Genomic DNA, 14,200 nt, shown 5'->3' with positions numbered 1-14,200 from the left:
GCTTGCCCGATGTCGGCAAGCCTCGACGATGCTTCGGTAACACCCCTGGTTCGCAAGGCGGCGGCCTGGTCGTGGCGGTTGTTGGTCATCCTGGCCGCTGCAGTCGCGGTTTTGTGGGTCATCAAGAAGCTTGAAGTCATTGTCGTTCCGGTGTTGCTGGCGATGATGGTGAGTGCGTTGCTGGTGCCGGTGGTGGACTGGCTGGACAAGCGCGGGCTGCCGCGCGGTGCCGCTGTGTCGCTGGTCATCCTGGGTGGTTTCGCGGTCCTGGGCGGTCTGCTTACGTTCGTCGTCACCCAGTTCATCGTCGGCTTGCCCGATCTGGTGAAGCAGGTCGAGCACAGCATCGACTCAAGCCGCAGATGGCTGATCGAAGGGCCGGCGCATTTGCGCGGCGAGCAGATCGAAAACGCGCACAACGCCGCCATCCAAGCGCTGCGCAACAATCAAGCGAAGCTGACCAGTGGCGCGCTGTCCACTGCGGCCACCATCACCGAATTGGTCACCGCAGCGGTATTGACACTGTTCACGCTGATTTTCTTCCTATACGGCGGACGAAACATCTGGCAGTACGTCGCCAAGCTCGTCCCTGCCCACGTCCGGGACCGGGTTCTGCAGGCCGGGCACGCCGGATACGGGTCACTGATCGGATACGTGCGCGCCACGTTTCTCGTGGCGTTGACCGATGCGATCGGCGTCGGCACCGGGCTCGCGATCATGGGCATACCGCTGGCGCTACCGCTGTCCTCGATCGTGTTCCTTGGCGCCTTCATTCCGCTGATCGGTGCCCTAGTGTCTGGCTTGCTGGCGGTGGTGGTTGCCCTGCTCGCGAAGGGGTTGGTCTACGCGCTGCTCACCCTTGGTTTGCTAATCGCGGTGAACCAACTCGAAGCCCATTTGCTGCAGCCGCTGGTGATGGGTCGCGCGGTCTCGATTCACCCGCTGGCGGTGGTGCTGGCCATCTCCACCGGCGGGGTGCTTGCCGGCATCGTCGGTGCCTTGCTGGCCGTCCCGACGGTCGCGTTTTTGAACAACGCGGTGCAGGTATTGCTCGCCAGGGAGCCGGCCGTCGAGGCCGAAGAGCAGACCGAGGACGACGATAAGGCCATCGTGACCGCGGAACCGGATAAGCCCGACGAGGGCTAAGTGCTTTGACTGTGAATCCTGGGTTCTGAGGGTGAAACGTGGGCGGCGAAATTGCGGCAACTCGACCGTGAGCTCACGCTCGAAGCCGCCAGTTCACACTCGCGGCTAGATACGGCCCTCGCGCCTAGATGCGGCCCTCGCGACGCAGCAGATCCTGCGCGCTGACCCCGCCGCCGCCTGCGCGACGGCGCCGCGTCTGGTCGGTGCCTTTGTCGGTGCCATTGTCGGTCTGCCCACGGGAATTCAGCTTCTCGGTGGCCGCCTCGGAGTCAGCTCCTTCCGATCGCTGGATCGGGAGCGCGGCGGTCTTATCGGCCGGGTCGCCCTGGGCCGCGTCGGGCCCGTTTCCCGGAATCGGCATGGCACGGGTCTGGCCGGCAGACGGGGTCGACGGCCCCGGCGGCGGCGCCGCCGGCGGTGTCTGAGTCGACGACGGCCGTTCCCGGTTGGGCACGGGCTGCGTGCCCTGCTTGCCGGGTGCGGTCAGGCGGGTCGTCGGGGCCTCCGTGGAGGCCTGTTGACTCGAACGGGTTTGTATCTGTGTGGTTTTCGCGCCGGACGGCCCGTTGGGGTTGGGTTTGGTTTCCGGCAGGGCGGCCGGGACCGAGCGTGTCAGCCGGGGCGTCTCGGTCGTGGCAGGGTGAGTGGGGTCGTGGGGTGCGCGCGGGCCCCCAGCGGGGCTTGTGGCAACCAACCCGGCCGTGACCGGAGGCCGCGCGGTTCGCCCGTTGCCGGCGGGGCGTTTGCGCTCGTCGGGCAGGTGAATCTCACCCAGCCCGATGCGGGTCTGCACCCGTCGCATCCAGCGCGGAGCCCACCAGCAGTCGTCGCCGAGCAGCTTCATCACCGACGGCACCAGGAACATCCGCACCACGGTCGCGTCGAGCAGCAGCGCCGCCATCAAACCGAAGGCAAGGTACTTCATCATCACCAGATCGGAGAACACGAACGAACCGGCGACCACGGCTAGGACCAGCGCCGCGGCGGTGATCAAGCGACCGGTGGTCGCGGTGCCGATCCGGATCGCCTCCTGGGTCGACATGCCATGTTCTCGCGCCTCGACCATGCGGGAGACCAGGAAGACCTCGTAGTCGGTGGCCAACCCGTACCCGACGGCGACAACCAGCGCGATTACCGGCGCGGTCAACGGCGTGGCCGTGAAATTCAGCCACTTCGAGAAGTGTCCGTCGACAAATATCCACGTCAGAATGCCCATGGTGGATCCAAGGGTCAACGCGCTCATCACCGCTGCCTTGATCGGCAGCACCACCGAACCGAAGGCCAGGAACATCAACAGCGTGGTGGCGGTGAGCAGGATGACCAACATCGCCGGCATGTTGTCGAACAGGCTATGGATGGAATCCTGTTCCAGCGCGGGGGTGCCGCCGACGAACACCTCGAGCCCCTTGGGGGCTGAGATCGCGCGTAGCTCTTCGAGTTTCTTCGACGCTTCACCCGGATTCTTCAACCCGTTCTGCAGGACCCGCACCGACGGATCCTTCGATGCGCCCGGCGCGTAGCTGCGCTCCTGCCACATGTTGTCTGGGTTGTTGTCCGGTTCGATGAACCCGCTAATCGCCATCGCTTTGCTGCGGATGTCGGCGATCTGTTGATCGGTGACCGGCTGGTGGTTGGTGGTTTGAATCACCAGCGTCAGCGGATTGGTGCGGTAGCCGGGGAAGAGCTGGTCGAAATGCTCCTGCGACAGCCGAACCGCATTGTCGGGTGGCAGATACTTCTCGCTCATGCCGCCGAGTGACAGGTTGAACAACGGGATGACCAGCAGGATCATGCCGAAGACGATCGGGATCGCGAAAACCAGCGGCCGCCTCATCACCCAGTTGACGAGCTTGCCCCAGAAGCCGGCCTCGACCTCTTCGCGGGTCTTGGTCTTCTGCAGCCGGTCGGCGAGCCAGTTCAGGTAGGCCCGCGACACCTTCCAGTTCCGCAGGAACGGCACCCGGAACAGGGTCCGCACTCCGAGCGCGTCGACGTGGCGACCGAGGACACCCAGGCACGCCGGAAGCAGGGTGATGGACAGCAGGGCGGCCAACCCGACCGCTGCGAGCAGCGCGTAGGTCAGCGACTTGACGAAGCCCTGCGGCAACATCAGCAGACTCGCCCCGGAGGCCATGATCAGCACCGCCGAGAAGGCGACAGTCCGCCCGGCGGTCATGACGGTACGTCTTACCGCGGCCTCGGTGTCGTAGCCCTCCGCGATCTCTTCCCGGAACCGGCTCACCACGAAAAGTCCGTAGTCCACCGCGATGCCCAACCCGATCAGCGAGACGACGGGCTGGGCGAAGAAGTGCACCGGCCCAAACACCGCGACCAACCGCAGGATGCCCAAGGCGCCGAGGATGCTCAGGCCGCCGACCATTACCGGTAGGCAGGCCGCAATCACGCCGCCGAACACCAGGAACAGCACCACGGCCACCAACGGCAGCGCCAGCACCTCCATGCGTCGTTGGTCGGTGGCGATGGTGCCGGTCAAGGCCTCGGCCACCGGCTCGAGGCCGGCGAGTTGGACGGTGCCGCCGTCCAGCTTCTGTAGGGCCGGCTGAATGGCCTTGTAGTTATTGAGGATGGTGTCGTCGTCGTCGCCCTTGAGCGGGATGGACACGAAGGTGTACTTCTTGTCGTCGGTGGCCATGCCCTTGACGACCGCGTTGGTGGTGTCGGGCGCTCGCAGATACCCGGCCCATCCGAGCACTTCGTTGGTATGGTCGTGCTGGAATTGGTTGAGCTCATCGGTGATCTTCTTCGACCACGCCGGGTCATTGACGGTCTTGCCGTCCGGGGCTTTGAAGATCGCGACGATGTGACCGCTTCGGTCGCGGCCGTAGACCTTGTCGCCGAGCACCGACGCCTTTACCGATTGACTGCCGTCGTCATAGAAGCCGCTCTGTGTGACGTGCTTACCCAGGCTCAGCCCAAAAATGCCGCCGCCAAGGCACAGAGCGACCATGACCCCGATTACGATGAACCGGTAGCGGTACACAGTTCGACCCCACCAGGCGAACACGTAAGCTCCTTACTGGATCGTTAACGACCCGCGCATTTGCTCTTCAGTTTTAAGACGCGCCGGTCGTCACACACGCGAGGTCAGCAGCGAGGACAGCGGCCGGAACGGCTGCAGCCAAGCCCCCTGCTCAGGTAGCGAGTCGAGCCCGATTCGCGGCAGCGGCTCCCGGAAAACACCTGCGATGTCCTCCAGGTCGACAAACTCCAAGCTATCCGACGCTAGCGCCCAACTAGCGTGTTCACGAAATCCGAGGACTTGAACAGGGGTTCCGCCGCGGGCGATTTCCTCCAGCGGCTGGCGAAACGCCTGACCGTCGGCCGAAGCCACCACCAGGGCCGCCAGGCCCTCCTGGTACCGCTGGTCGATATGAGCGAGCATGTCGCGGTCGACGTCGCTGTCCTCGTCAACCTTCGGTTTGGCGAATACCGCAAACCCGACGTTGCGCAGCGCGTCCACCCAGGGCCGCACTACTTCGGCACTGCCGGGTGCGATATTGGTGAAGACGGTGGCCTCGGGTTCCACCGTGACCCCCGGGCGACCGGCCGCGACATCGGCGGTCCGGGCCAGTAGCCAGCGACCCAGCGCGTCGAAACGAGGTCGTTCCAGTGCCGTCGGCCGGCGGCCCAGGATGGAGCCCAGACCCATGTCGAGGTTCGGGGCGTCCCATACCAGCAGGACCCGTGCTACCGGTGCTGCGAAGCCGGTCAGGCCGGCCTGCGACAAATCCCCCGCCACCACCGGCGGCGGGGGCACTGGTCCGGAGGTGTGGGTGGTCACTTCTTCGGTCAGGCTCATTTACGCAATGTCTTTTCTACTTTTCTAAGTCATTTCCAGATCGCTGCCAGAGCAATTCGGTGACGGCACTGCCCGCATGCTGGGCTTTCGTTTCGTACTTGGTCGTTGGGCGAACGACGGAGATCGGCAGTGGTTCGGTGCTGGGATCGACGCGGGCCAGGCGAGGTTCGGCGTCCCCAGCAGCTGCGATGTCCTCGGCGTACCCGGGATGGTCGGTCGCGGCGTGCAGGACACCACCGGGGAGTAACCGGTCTGCGATGAGGGCAATCGTGCTCGGTTGCAGCAACCTGCGCTTGTGGTGGCGCGCTTTGGGCCACGGATCGGGAAAAAACACTCGAACACCGGTCAACGACTGCGGGGCAATCAGGTTTTGCAGCACGTCGAGCCCGTTGCCGCGGATCAATCGGATATTGGGTACCTGGTCACGGTCGATCGCGCAAAGCAGCTGCGCTAGGCCCCGGCGGTAGACCTCCACAGCTATCACGTCGATATCCGGCTCCGACCGCGCCATCGCCAGCGTCGACGCGCCGCTGCCGCAGCCGATCTCCAGCACTAGCGGCGCGTCGCGGCCGAACCAGGCACGCGTGTCCAGGGGTGTCCCGGCCCGCGGCAACGCTTCCGTGCCCAGCTCGGGCCAAAGCCGCTCCCAGGTCTGACGTTGGGCATTGGACAGAGCGGAGCGTCGCGACCGAAAGCTGGTTGCGGGCAGATAGCCCCAGGAGCCTCCCTGGTTTCCTGAGTCGAAGCTTGCCGGCGTGTCGGGAGGCACCTCCACCCCGGTTCGCGCATGCATTCGTCCATGGTGGCTCATGAACCGCGGGTGTAGCCGCCTCTGGTCCAGATTGATACCCAACAGTTGCCTTTGGCTGGTAACGCGGAGCGGTGGCTCGCGTCTCGACGGCGCAGGTGCCACCATGCGATGGGGCCAACCGATCGTCGCCAGTGAGGCGGCCGAGCAGGGCGGGATATGAGGGGACACGGGCATCAGATTTTCGTTGACGAGCTGACGCAATTCGCCGCCGGGGCTGGTGACCAGCGGGTAAAGGCGATCGCCGAGCGAGTCGCCGAACCGTTGCGGGTGGCGGTCAGGGGGCGTCGCGGCGTGGGTTGTGCGACGGCGGCGCGTGCCCTGGACCGGGTGACACCGGGCATCACGGTGACACCGCCTGAGTGTGCCGATGTGGAGCTGTATATGACGGTCGAGGTCCTCAAACCCGAAGACCGGGAGGCCCTGGCCGGCGCGCGGCGTCCCGTGGTGGTGGTGCTGAACAAGGCCGATCTGGCTGGTTTCGGCTTAGTCGCGCAGGCTCGGTGTGCGCAGCTCGTCGCCATGGTCGGAGAGCCCGTGCGGCCAATGATCGGATTGCTCGCCGACGCAGCGCTCGACGACCTCGACGCCGAATCGTGGGCCGCGCTGCGAGTGCTGGCCGGCCATCCCGGCGGCTCTAAATGCCTGGATAGCGGGCACGAGGGTTTTCTGGCGGCGCAGCTTCCGGTGCCGAACGAGGTCCGGGAGCGTTTGCTGCAAACTCTCGATCTATTCGGCACCGCGGTTGGCATTGCGGCCGCCCAGCGGGGTAGAAGCGCCGCGCAAATCAGGGCCTTGTGGCGGCGTGTCAGCGGCATCGACGCCGTCGTCGACCAGGTCATTGCCGCGGGCGCCGAAGCGTTATACCGCCGCGTGTGCTGGGCAGTCGCGGAACTGGAAGCGCTGGCCGTCTCCGACCCGGACATCAGCGAGTTCCTGTCCCGCGACGACACCGTGATCGCCAGGATGGCTACCGCCGTCGACGTAATCCGGGCGTGCGGGCAAGAGCTCGGACCGGCCGCACCACTGCCGCGGGCCCGGTACTGGCGCCGTTACAGCGGGGCCGCGGCGAGTGACCTGCAACGGGCGTGCGGCGCCGATATCACGCGGGGATCACTGCGGCTTTGGTCGCGAGCAGGGGAGGCGCTGTGACCGGTGACGATCCGGCCGCACGGGTGGACGCGCTGGTGGCGGCGATCGGCGCCCGGCTGGATTCGCCGACCATTAACCGTCGCGACGTGGTCCTCGTGATCGGTCCGTGGCTGGCCGGCGTCAGTAGTGTCGTCACCGCGCTGCGTGACCGGCTGCCGCAACACACGTTTGTCGAGGCGCCGGACCTGGCAGCCGGTACTGCGCCCCTGGCGGTGGTGTTTGTTGTTTCCGCCGCAGCTGGACTGACCGATTCCGACTGCACACTGCTGGACGCCGCGGCCGAGCACACCGATGTGGTGGTTGGTGTGGTGTCCAAGATCGACGTGCACCGCACCTGGCGTGCGGTGCTGGCCGGCAACCGCGACAAACTGGCCGCACACGCACCCCGCTACCGGCGGGTGCCCTGGGTTGGGGCGGCCGCCGCGCCTGAGGTGGGCGAGCCGTGTATGGACGAGCTGGTCGCGATCGTGCCGGAGCGGCTTGCCGACTCGGATATAGCGCGACGAAACAGGCTGCGGGCGTGGGAATCTCGGCTCCAGACGGTCGCACAGCGGTTCGATCGTGACGCGGCGAGCGCCGGCAGGCGGGCCCGGGTCGACGCATTGCGGCGGGAGCGCAGCGCCGTGTTGCGGCACCGGCGCCAGTCGAAGTCGGAACGCTTCATCACGCTGCGCGGTCGGATCCAGCAGGCTCGGGTTCAGCTGTCCTACTTCGCGCGCAACCGTTGCTCGTCGGTTCGCAACGAGCTGCAGGAGCACATCGCGAACCTGCCGCGGCGCAACGTCGCCGGGTTCGAGGCTTATGCCTGTGGCCGGGTCGGGGAGGTTGTCGCCGAGGTGGCCGCGGGAACCACCGCGCAGCTGTCCGACGTCGCACAGGTGCTGGGCGTGCGGGCGCAGCCACCACCTCTCGACAAGCTGCCGACCGTCGCGGTTCCGGCCACGCCGCTGAAGTCGCGACGGCTGGAAACCCGGCTGATGATGCTGTTGGGCGCCGGATTCGGACTGGGTACAGCGCTGACGCTGAGCCGCCTGGTGGCCGGCCTGGCTCCGGGCCTAGCTGCCGGACCAGTGGGCTTCGGCATCGTGGCATGTGTCGCGGTCGGACTGGCAGTGACCGTCTGGGTGGTCTCCACCCGTGGCCTGCTCCATGACCGTGTTTTGCTGGACCGCTGGGCGGGCGAGGTCACGGCGTCGCTGCGTTCGGTGGCGGAGCAGTTGGTTGCCAGTCGCGTGCTGATCGCCGAGTCATTGCTGAGCACTGCGCTAAGTGCACGTGATGAGGCAGAGAACGCCCGGGTTGCCGACCAGGTCAGTGCCATTGACAGCGAACTGCGCGAACACGCCATTGCGGCGGCGCGGGCCGCGGCAGTGCGGGACCGGGAGATGCCGGCGATCCAGGCCGCGCTCGATGCGGTGCGTGCAGAACTCGGGGAACCGGGTATACCCGAACGAACGATTAGCGCCGGAAACTGAACCTTCTGAATCGGTCCTGTGAGGAGGCTTATACCCGTCCAGACCTTCCGCGACAAGTAATGCACGATAATCTGTAAGAAAGCGTTAAGGGTGTTAACAGCCGCGCCTGGCACATGCACTAGTGATTCACCCGATCCGACAAGCCGAAAACCGACCGATAGCCAAGCAGCAGAATTCAGGAGAGTTCGATGACCTCAGCGACCATCCCCGGTCTGGACACCGCACCGACAAATCACCAGGGGCTGCTGTCTTGGGTAGAGGAGGTCGCCGAGCTCACTCAGCCTGACCGGGTGGTGTTTGCCGACGGCTCCGACGAGGAGTTCCAGCGCCTCTGCGACCATTTGGTCGAGGCCGGCACGTTCAAGCGGCTCAACCCGGCAAAGCACCAGAACTCCTACCTCGCATTGTCCGACCCCTCCGATGTCGCGCGGGTGGAATCTCGGACGTTCATTTGCTCTGAGCGCGAGATCGATGCCGGCTCCACCAACAATTGGATGGACCCCTTCGAGATGCGGACCGTCCTGACGTCGCTGTACCGCGGCTGTATGCGCGGCCGCACCATGTATGTGGTGCCGTTCTGCATGGGCCCACTCGGCGCCGACGACCCCAAGCTCGGGGTGGAGATCACCGACTCGGAGTACGTCGTCGTCTCCATGCGCACCATGACCCGCATGGGCAAGGCCGCGCTGGAGAAGATGGGTGACGACGGCTTCTTCGTTAAGGCGCTGCACTCGGTGGGAGCCCCCCTAGAGGAGGGCCAGTCCGACGTGCCGTGGCCATGCAACGAGACCAAGTACATCACCCACTTCCCGGAGACCCGCGAGATCTGGAGCTACGGCTCGGGGTACGGCGGCAACGCATTGCTGGGCAAGAAGTGCTACTCATTGCGGATCGCCTCGGCGATGGCCCATGACGAGGGCTGGCTGGCCGAGCACATGCTGATCCTCAAGCTGATCTCACCGGAGAACAAGGCTTACTACTTCGCTGCGGCGTTCCCGTCGGCGTGCGGTAAGACCAACCTGGCGATGCTGCAGCCGACGATCCCTGGCTGGCGCGCCGAAACCCTCGGCGACGACATCGCCTGGATGCGGTTCGGCAAGGACGGCCGCCTGTATGCGGTCAACCCAGAGTTCGGGTTCTTCGGGGTAGCGCCGGGCACCAACTGGAGTTCCAACCCGAATGCCATGCGTACCATCGCCGCCGGCAACACCGTATTCACCAACGTCGCGCTCACCGACGACGGTGACGTGTGGTGGGAGGGCTTGGAAGGCGAGCCCCAGCACCTGATCGACTGGAAGGGGCGGGATTGGACACCCGAGTCCGATGAGAAGGCGGCCCACCCGAATTCGCGGTACTGCACCCCGATGTCGCAATGCCCGATCCTGGCACCCGAGTGGGATGACCCGCAGGGCGTGCCGATTTCGGGGATCCTCTTCGGCGGCCGTCGCAAGACCACGGTCCCGCTGGTCACCGAGGCACGCGACTGGCAGCACGGCGTGTTCATCGGCGCCACCCTGGGCAGCGAGCAGACCGCCGCGGCCGAGGGCAAGGTCGGCAACGTGCGCCGCGACCCGATGGCCATGCTTCCGTTCCTGGGTTACAACGTCGGCGACTACTTCCAACACTGGATCAATCTGGGCAAGAACGCCGACGAGTCCAAGCTGCCAAAGGTGTTCTTCGTCAACTGGTTCCGCCGCGGCGACGACGGCCGCTTCCTGTGGCCGGGATTCGGCGAGAACAGCCGGGTGCTGAAGTGGATCGTCAACCGGATCGAGCACAAGGCCGGCGGCCGGACCACCCCGATCGGCACCGTTCCGGCTGTCGAGGACCTTGATCTTGAGGGCTTGGACGTTGACGCCGCCGATGTGGCCCAGGCGTTGGTGGTTGACGCCGAGGAATGGCGCCAGGAACTGCCGCTGATCGAGGAGTGGCTGCAGTTCGTCGGCGAGAAGCTGCCGACCGGAGTCAAGGACGAGTTCGACGCGCTCAAGGAACGGCTAAGTTAGGTTTGCGACTGTTCGCGCGCGTTAGCGGCGCAGCGATCTCGGTAGGTAGACGGCGCCGGGTCCGGCGACCGCTGCCGAATCGCCGGGATTAGAAATGGCACACCGCTTCAGCGATAGGCAGCCGCAGCCGATGCACGAGTCCAGGTTGTCGCGCAGCGCTATTAGCCCCGCGATCTGATCGTCGAGGCGCGCGCGCCAGCCTTTGGACAGCCGAGCCCAGTCGGCGCGGGTTGGGTTGCGGCCGTTGGGCAGTTTCTGTAGCGCGGCCGCGACCTCGTCCAGGCTTAGCCCGACGTTGCGCGCGGCCCGGATGAAGGCCAAGCGGCGCAGCATCTGTCGTTCGAACCGGCGCTGCCCGCCAGCCGTCCGGGTGGCGGTGATGAGTCCCTGGCCCTCGTAGAACCTGATTGCCGATGGCGCGAAGCCGCTGCGTTTCGCTAACTCGCTGACGGTGAACAGATCAGCCATATCCAACGAGACCCCCTTTCCGCGTACTTGACTTAAAGTTAACTTTAAGTACCAGTATGGCAGTATGTCACTATCTGAGAACACCCGTCCTGTCGCAATTGTCACCGGCGCATCACGTGGGTTTGGCCGCGCGGTGACCGCCGCTCTACTCGACCGTGGCTGGACCGTCGTTTGCGATGCCCGTCGTGTCGCCGAATTGGAATCGACTGCGCGAGAGCTCAACTCGACACGGCTGATTGCCCTACCCGGAGACGTCACCGACGCCTCGCATCGCGACGCATTGGTGGCCACCGCGAGCGAAGCCGGACCGCTTCGCTTGCTGGTCAACAACGCCAGCCGGCTCGGGCCTAGTCCACAGCCGGTACTGGCCGACTACCCGGCAAGCGAGCTGTGGGCCGTCTATGACACCAACGTGCTGGCCCCGCTTGCCCTGATCCAGGCCGCGCTGCCCGCGCTCACCGAGAACGCCGGGGTAATCGTCAACCTCACCTCGGACGCCGCCGTTGAGCCGTACCCGGGCTGGGGCGGATACGGGTCATCGAAGGCGGCGCTGGACCAGTTGTCTGCGGTGCTAGCCGCCGAGCTGACCGCGGTACCGGTGTACGCCTTCGACCCGGGCGACATGCGCACCGAGATGCATCAGGCTGCATTCCCCGGTGCGGACATCTCCGACCGCGCCGAGCCGGAGGTCATCGCGCCGGCATTGCTGAGGCTGCTCGACACCCGACCGACCGCTGGTCGGTACCGGGCAAGTGATCTGGCGGGAGTGCTGTCGTGAGAGCCGCCTCCGAGCCACCCGAAGCCCGCGGAATCGCACGTGACGAAGTCAAACTGCTGGTCGCCCGGTCGTCCGAGGTCAGCCACGTCCGATTCACCGACCTCGGCGACTTTCTACACCCCGGTGACCTTTTGGTGGTGAACAACTCCGCGACGCTGCCGGCCGCGGTCGACGGCCTGCGCAATGGGCATCCGGTCGCCATCCACTTCTCCACGGCGCGCGCCGAAAAGGTGTGGGTGGTCGAACTGCGCCCGGCGGTAAAGGCGACCGGATACTTGCCCGACATCCGGCCGGGCGAACGCATCGAGATGTCTGGTGGCGGCGCGATCGTCATCGCCTCGTCCTATCCGGAACCGGGTGTCGACAGCGGGCGGTTATGGCGGGCGCGAGTTGCGATCGAGGGTGACGTCATGTCGTACCTGGCGCGGCATGGCCGACCGATTCGTTACGCCTACGTGCCGCGGCAATGGCCACTGGCGTATTACCAGACGGTATTCGCGCGTCGACCCGGTAGCGCCGAGATGCCAAGCGCTGCGCGACCTTTCAGCAGTGAATTGGTTTCCGCGCTGGTGGCCGAAGGCATTGCGATCGCGCCGATCACCCTACACACCGGGGTGTCCTCGGCAGAGCCGGGTGAGGCACCAGCTCCCGAGCTGTTCGACGTGCCGCCCGCGACCGCGCGGTTGGTGAACGTCACCCGCCGTGCCGGCGGGCGGGTGGTGGCAGTAGGTACCACGGTGACCCGCGCGCTGGAATCGGCCGCGGACGGCAACGGCGTCGTACACCCTGCCTTCGGCTGGACAGATCTGGTGGTCGGCCCGCACCGCCCGTGCCGGGTGGTCGACGGGTTGATCACCGGATGGCACGATGCCGGGACCTCGCACCTGTCACTGCTGGAGGCGGTCGCTGGGCCGGAACTGGTCGCCATGGCGTATCGGGAAGCCGTCGAACAGGGATATTTGTGGCATGAGTTCGGCGACAGTGCCCTGCTGCTGCCGTCACGGGCCGCAGACGTACAGTCGGCCCATGCAGATTCGCGAGCACCTGGGCGCGAATAAGGCCGCCGTCATTTTGCACCCGTCGGCGACGGTGATCAGCTTCGACGAGCTGGAAGCCCGCGCGAACCGGCTGGCGCATCGGTTCCGTCAGGCGGGTTTGAGCGAAGGCGACACCGTTGCCATCCTGATGGAGAACAACGAGCACATGCATGCGGTCATGTGGGCGGCTCGCCGCAGCGGTATGTACTACGTGCCGATCAATACCCACCTGAATGCGGCCGAGGCGGCCTACATCGTGGATAACAGCAGCGCCAAAGCGATCATCGGGTCGGCGGCGTTGCGCGAGACGTGCTCGTGCTTGGCCGAACACTTACCGAGTGGGCTGCCGGGCCTGTTGGTGATGGCTGACGCGGATCTACCGGGGTGGGAGCGATACCCGGAATGCGTTTCGGATCAACCTAATACGCCAATCGACGACGAAATCGAGGGTGACCTTCTGCAGTACTCGTCGGGCACGACGGGCCGGCCCAAGGGCATCAAACGTGCATTGCCGCACGTCGCGCCGGAGGCGGCGCCGGGCATGATGTCAGCGTTGCTCGACCTTTGGATGGACGCCGATTCGGTTTACTTGAGCCCGGCGCCGCTCTACCACACCGCTCCATCGGTGTGGTCGATGAGCGTGCAGGCCGGGGGTGTCACCACGGTCGTTATGGAGAGGTTCGACCCCGAGGAAGCCCTCAACGCCATCCAGCGCTACCGAGTGACCCATGCCCAGTTCGTGCCGGCGATGTTCGTGCGGATGCTGAAACTGCCTGAAGCCGTCCGTAATTCGTACGATGTGTCCAGCCTGAAGCGGGTGATACATGCGGCGGCACCGTGCCCGGTGGAGATCAAGATGCAGATGATGGACTGGTGGGGTCCCATCATTGACGAGTACTACGCTTCCTCGGAAGCAAGCGGGTCAACACTGATCACCGCCGAGGACTGGTTGGCACATCCGGGCTCGGTCGGGAAGCCGATGCTAGGCGCGGTGCATATCCTGGACACCGATGGCGACGAACTCCCGCGGGGGCAAGCGGGTGAAATCTATTTCGAAGGCGGCTATCCCTTCGAGTACCTCAACGATCCGGCGAAAACCGCTGCGTCGCGGGACAAGCACGGCTGGGTGACCGTCGGTGATGTCGGCTACCTCGATGACGAGGGTTACCTGTACTTGACCGACCGGCGCCACCACATGATCATCTCCGGCGGGGTCAACATCTACCCGCAGGAAGCCGAAAACTTTCTCGTTATCCATCCAAAGGTGCTCGACGCGGCGGTGTTCGGGGTTCCCGACGACGAGATGGGTCAACGTGTGATGGCTGCCGTGCAGACCGTGGACCCGGCCGATGCCACCGATCGGTTCGCCGAGGAGCTGTTGGTCTGGTTGCGAGATCGCTTGTCACACTTCAAGTGTCCGCGGTCGATCGCATTCGAGGCGCACCTGCCACGCACCGACACCGGCAAGCTCTACAAGAACGACCTGGTCGAGAAGTATTCGGTGTGACCC

11 protein-coding genes are annotated in these 14,200 nt (G+C 65.5%); 7 read left to right on the top strand and 4 right to left on the bottom strand.

Annotated elements, in window-relative coordinates; genetic code table 11:
• Positions 1 to 9 precede the first annotated feature (9 nt).
• Positions 10 to 1,146, top strand: coding sequence for an AI-2E family transporter (locus MSIMFI_RS04480; protein ID WP_191496296.1), 1,137 nt, complete (start codon positions 10 to 12; stop codon positions 1,144 to 1,146).
• Positions 1,147 to 1,270: 124 nt separating this feature from the next.
• On the opposite strand, the gene MSIMFI_RS04475 is transcribed toward MSIMFI_RS04480, so the two are convergent.
• The 3 genes from MSIMFI_RS04475 to trmB all read right to left on the bottom strand — a co-directional run bounded on the left by MSIMFI_RS04475 (position 1,271) and on the right by trmB (position 5,777).
• Positions 1,271 to 4,171, bottom strand: a complete 2,901-nt coding sequence (locus MSIMFI_RS04475) for an MMPL family transporter (RefSeq protein ID WP_191496295.1) — start codon at positions 4,169 to 4,171, stop codon at positions 1,271 to 1,273.
• 66 nt (positions 4,172 to 4,237) lie between these two features.
• Positions 4,238 to 4,966 carry an NYN domain-containing protein gene (locus tag MSIMFI_RS04470; RefSeq protein ID WP_191496294.1) on the bottom strand — a complete coding sequence of 243 codons (729 nt, stop codon included), beginning with the start codon at positions 4,964 to 4,966 and terminating at the stop codon, positions 4,238 to 4,240.
• A gap of 16 nt (positions 4,967 to 4,982) precedes the next feature.
• The gene (gene trmB, locus MSIMFI_RS04465) at positions 4,983 to 5,777 is read right to left on the bottom strand and encodes a tRNA (guanosine(46)-N7)-methyltransferase TrmB (protein ID WP_191496293.1); all 795 of its coding nucleotides are present in this window, start codon (positions 5,775 to 5,777) and stop codon (positions 4,983 to 4,985) included.
• Positions 5,778 to 5,933: 156 nt separating this feature from the next.
• Between trmB and MSIMFI_RS04460 the strand changes: the two genes are divergently transcribed.
• The 3 genes from MSIMFI_RS04460 to MSIMFI_RS04450 all read left to right on the top strand — a co-directional run bounded on the left by MSIMFI_RS04460 (position 5,934) and on the right by MSIMFI_RS04450 (position 10,407).
• On the top strand, positions 5,934 to 6,926 hold the full coding sequence (locus MSIMFI_RS04460) for a hypothetical protein (protein ID WP_191496292.1): 993 nt from the start codon (positions 5,934 to 5,936) through the stop codon (positions 6,924 to 6,926).
• Positions 6,923 to 8,401: a hypothetical protein gene (locus MSIMFI_RS04455; RefSeq protein WP_224770075.1), complete on the top strand. Its 1,479-nt coding sequence runs from the start codon at positions 6,923 to 6,925 to the stop codon at positions 8,399 to 8,401. The genes MSIMFI_RS04460 and MSIMFI_RS04455 overlap by 4 nt, the downstream gene beginning before the upstream one ends.
• A gap of 188 nt (positions 8,402 to 8,589) precedes the next feature.
• Entirely contained in the window at positions 8,590 to 10,407 is a 1,818-nt protein-coding gene (locus tag MSIMFI_RS04450) for a phosphoenolpyruvate carboxykinase (GTP) (protein WP_191496291.1), read from the top strand.
• Between the two features lie 21 nt (positions 10,408 to 10,428).
• Here the strand turns inward: MSIMFI_RS04450 and soxR are convergent, their stop codons facing one another.
• On the bottom strand, positions 10,429 to 10,875 hold the full coding sequence (gene soxR / locus MSIMFI_RS04445; protein WP_191496290.1) for a redox-sensitive transcriptional activator SoxR: 447 nt from the start codon (positions 10,873 to 10,875) through the stop codon (positions 10,429 to 10,431).
• 64 nt (positions 10,876 to 10,939) lie between these two features.
• Here soxR and MSIMFI_RS04440 point away from each other — a divergent pair, with 64 nt between their 5' ends.
• The 3 genes from MSIMFI_RS04440 to fadD4 are packed head-to-tail and all read left to right on the top strand — an operon-like array spanning position 10,940 to position 14,197.
• The gene (locus MSIMFI_RS04440) at positions 10,940 to 11,653 is read left to right on the top strand and encodes an SDR family NAD(P)-dependent oxidoreductase (protein ID WP_191496289.1); all 714 of its coding nucleotides are present in this window, start codon (positions 10,940 to 10,942) and stop codon (positions 11,651 to 11,653) included.
• A complete protein-coding gene (locus tag MSIMFI_RS04435) occupies positions 11,650 to 12,711 on the top strand; it encodes an S-adenosylmethionine:tRNA ribosyltransferase-isomerase (RefSeq protein WP_191496288.1) in 1,062 nt (353 codons plus the stop codon). Before MSIMFI_RS04440 ends, MSIMFI_RS04435 begins: the two co-directional genes overlap by 4 nt.
• Complete coding sequence (gene fadD4 / locus MSIMFI_RS04430) at positions 12,680 to 14,197, top strand: fatty-acid--CoA ligase FadD4 (RefSeq protein ID WP_191496287.1); 1,518 nt, start codon at positions 12,680 to 12,682, stop codon at positions 14,195 to 14,197. Before MSIMFI_RS04435 ends, fadD4 begins: the two co-directional genes overlap by 32 nt.
• Positions 14,198 to 14,200 lie beyond the last annotated feature (3 nt).

This window comes from Mycobacterium simulans, assembly GCF_900232995.1.
Taxonomy (GTDB): domain Bacteria; phylum Actinomycetota; class Actinomycetes; order Mycobacteriales; family Mycobacteriaceae; genus Mycobacterium; species Mycobacterium simulans.
Note: the sequence above shows the minus strand (reverse complement) of the source record. Positions and strands in the feature narration are given on the sequence as shown.

Bases quoted from the DNA above. Each gene is read 5' to 3' on its own strand.
- MSIMFI_RS04480 (WP_191496296.1), top strand. From the start codon at position 10: ATGTCGGCAAGCCTCGACGATGCTTCGGTAACACCCCTGGTTCGCAAG.
- MSIMFI_RS04470 (WP_191496294.1), bottom strand. From the start codon at position 4,966: ATGAGCCTGACCGAAGAAGTGACCACCCACACCTCCGGACCAGTGCCC.
- trmB (WP_191496293.1), bottom strand. From the start codon at position 5,777: ATGAGCCACCATGGACGAATGCATGCGCGAACCGGGGTGGAGGTGCCT.
- MSIMFI_RS04460 (WP_191496292.1), top strand. From the start codon at position 5,934: ATGAGGGGACACGGGCATCAGATTTTCGTTGACGAGCTGACGCAATTC.
- MSIMFI_RS04450 (WP_191496291.1), top strand. From the start codon at position 8,590: ATGACCTCAGCGACCATCCCCGGTCTGGACACCGCACCGACAAATCAC.
- soxR (WP_191496290.1), bottom strand. From the start codon at position 10,875: ATGGCTGATCTGTTCACCGTCAGCGAGTTAGCGAAACGCAGCGGCTTC.
- MSIMFI_RS04440 (WP_191496289.1), top strand. From the start codon at position 10,940: ATGTCACTATCTGAGAACACCCGTCCTGTCGCAATTGTCACCGGCGCA.
- fadD4 (WP_191496287.1), top strand. From the start codon at position 12,680: ATGCAGATTCGCGAGCACCTGGGCGCGAATAAGGCCGCCGTCATTTTG.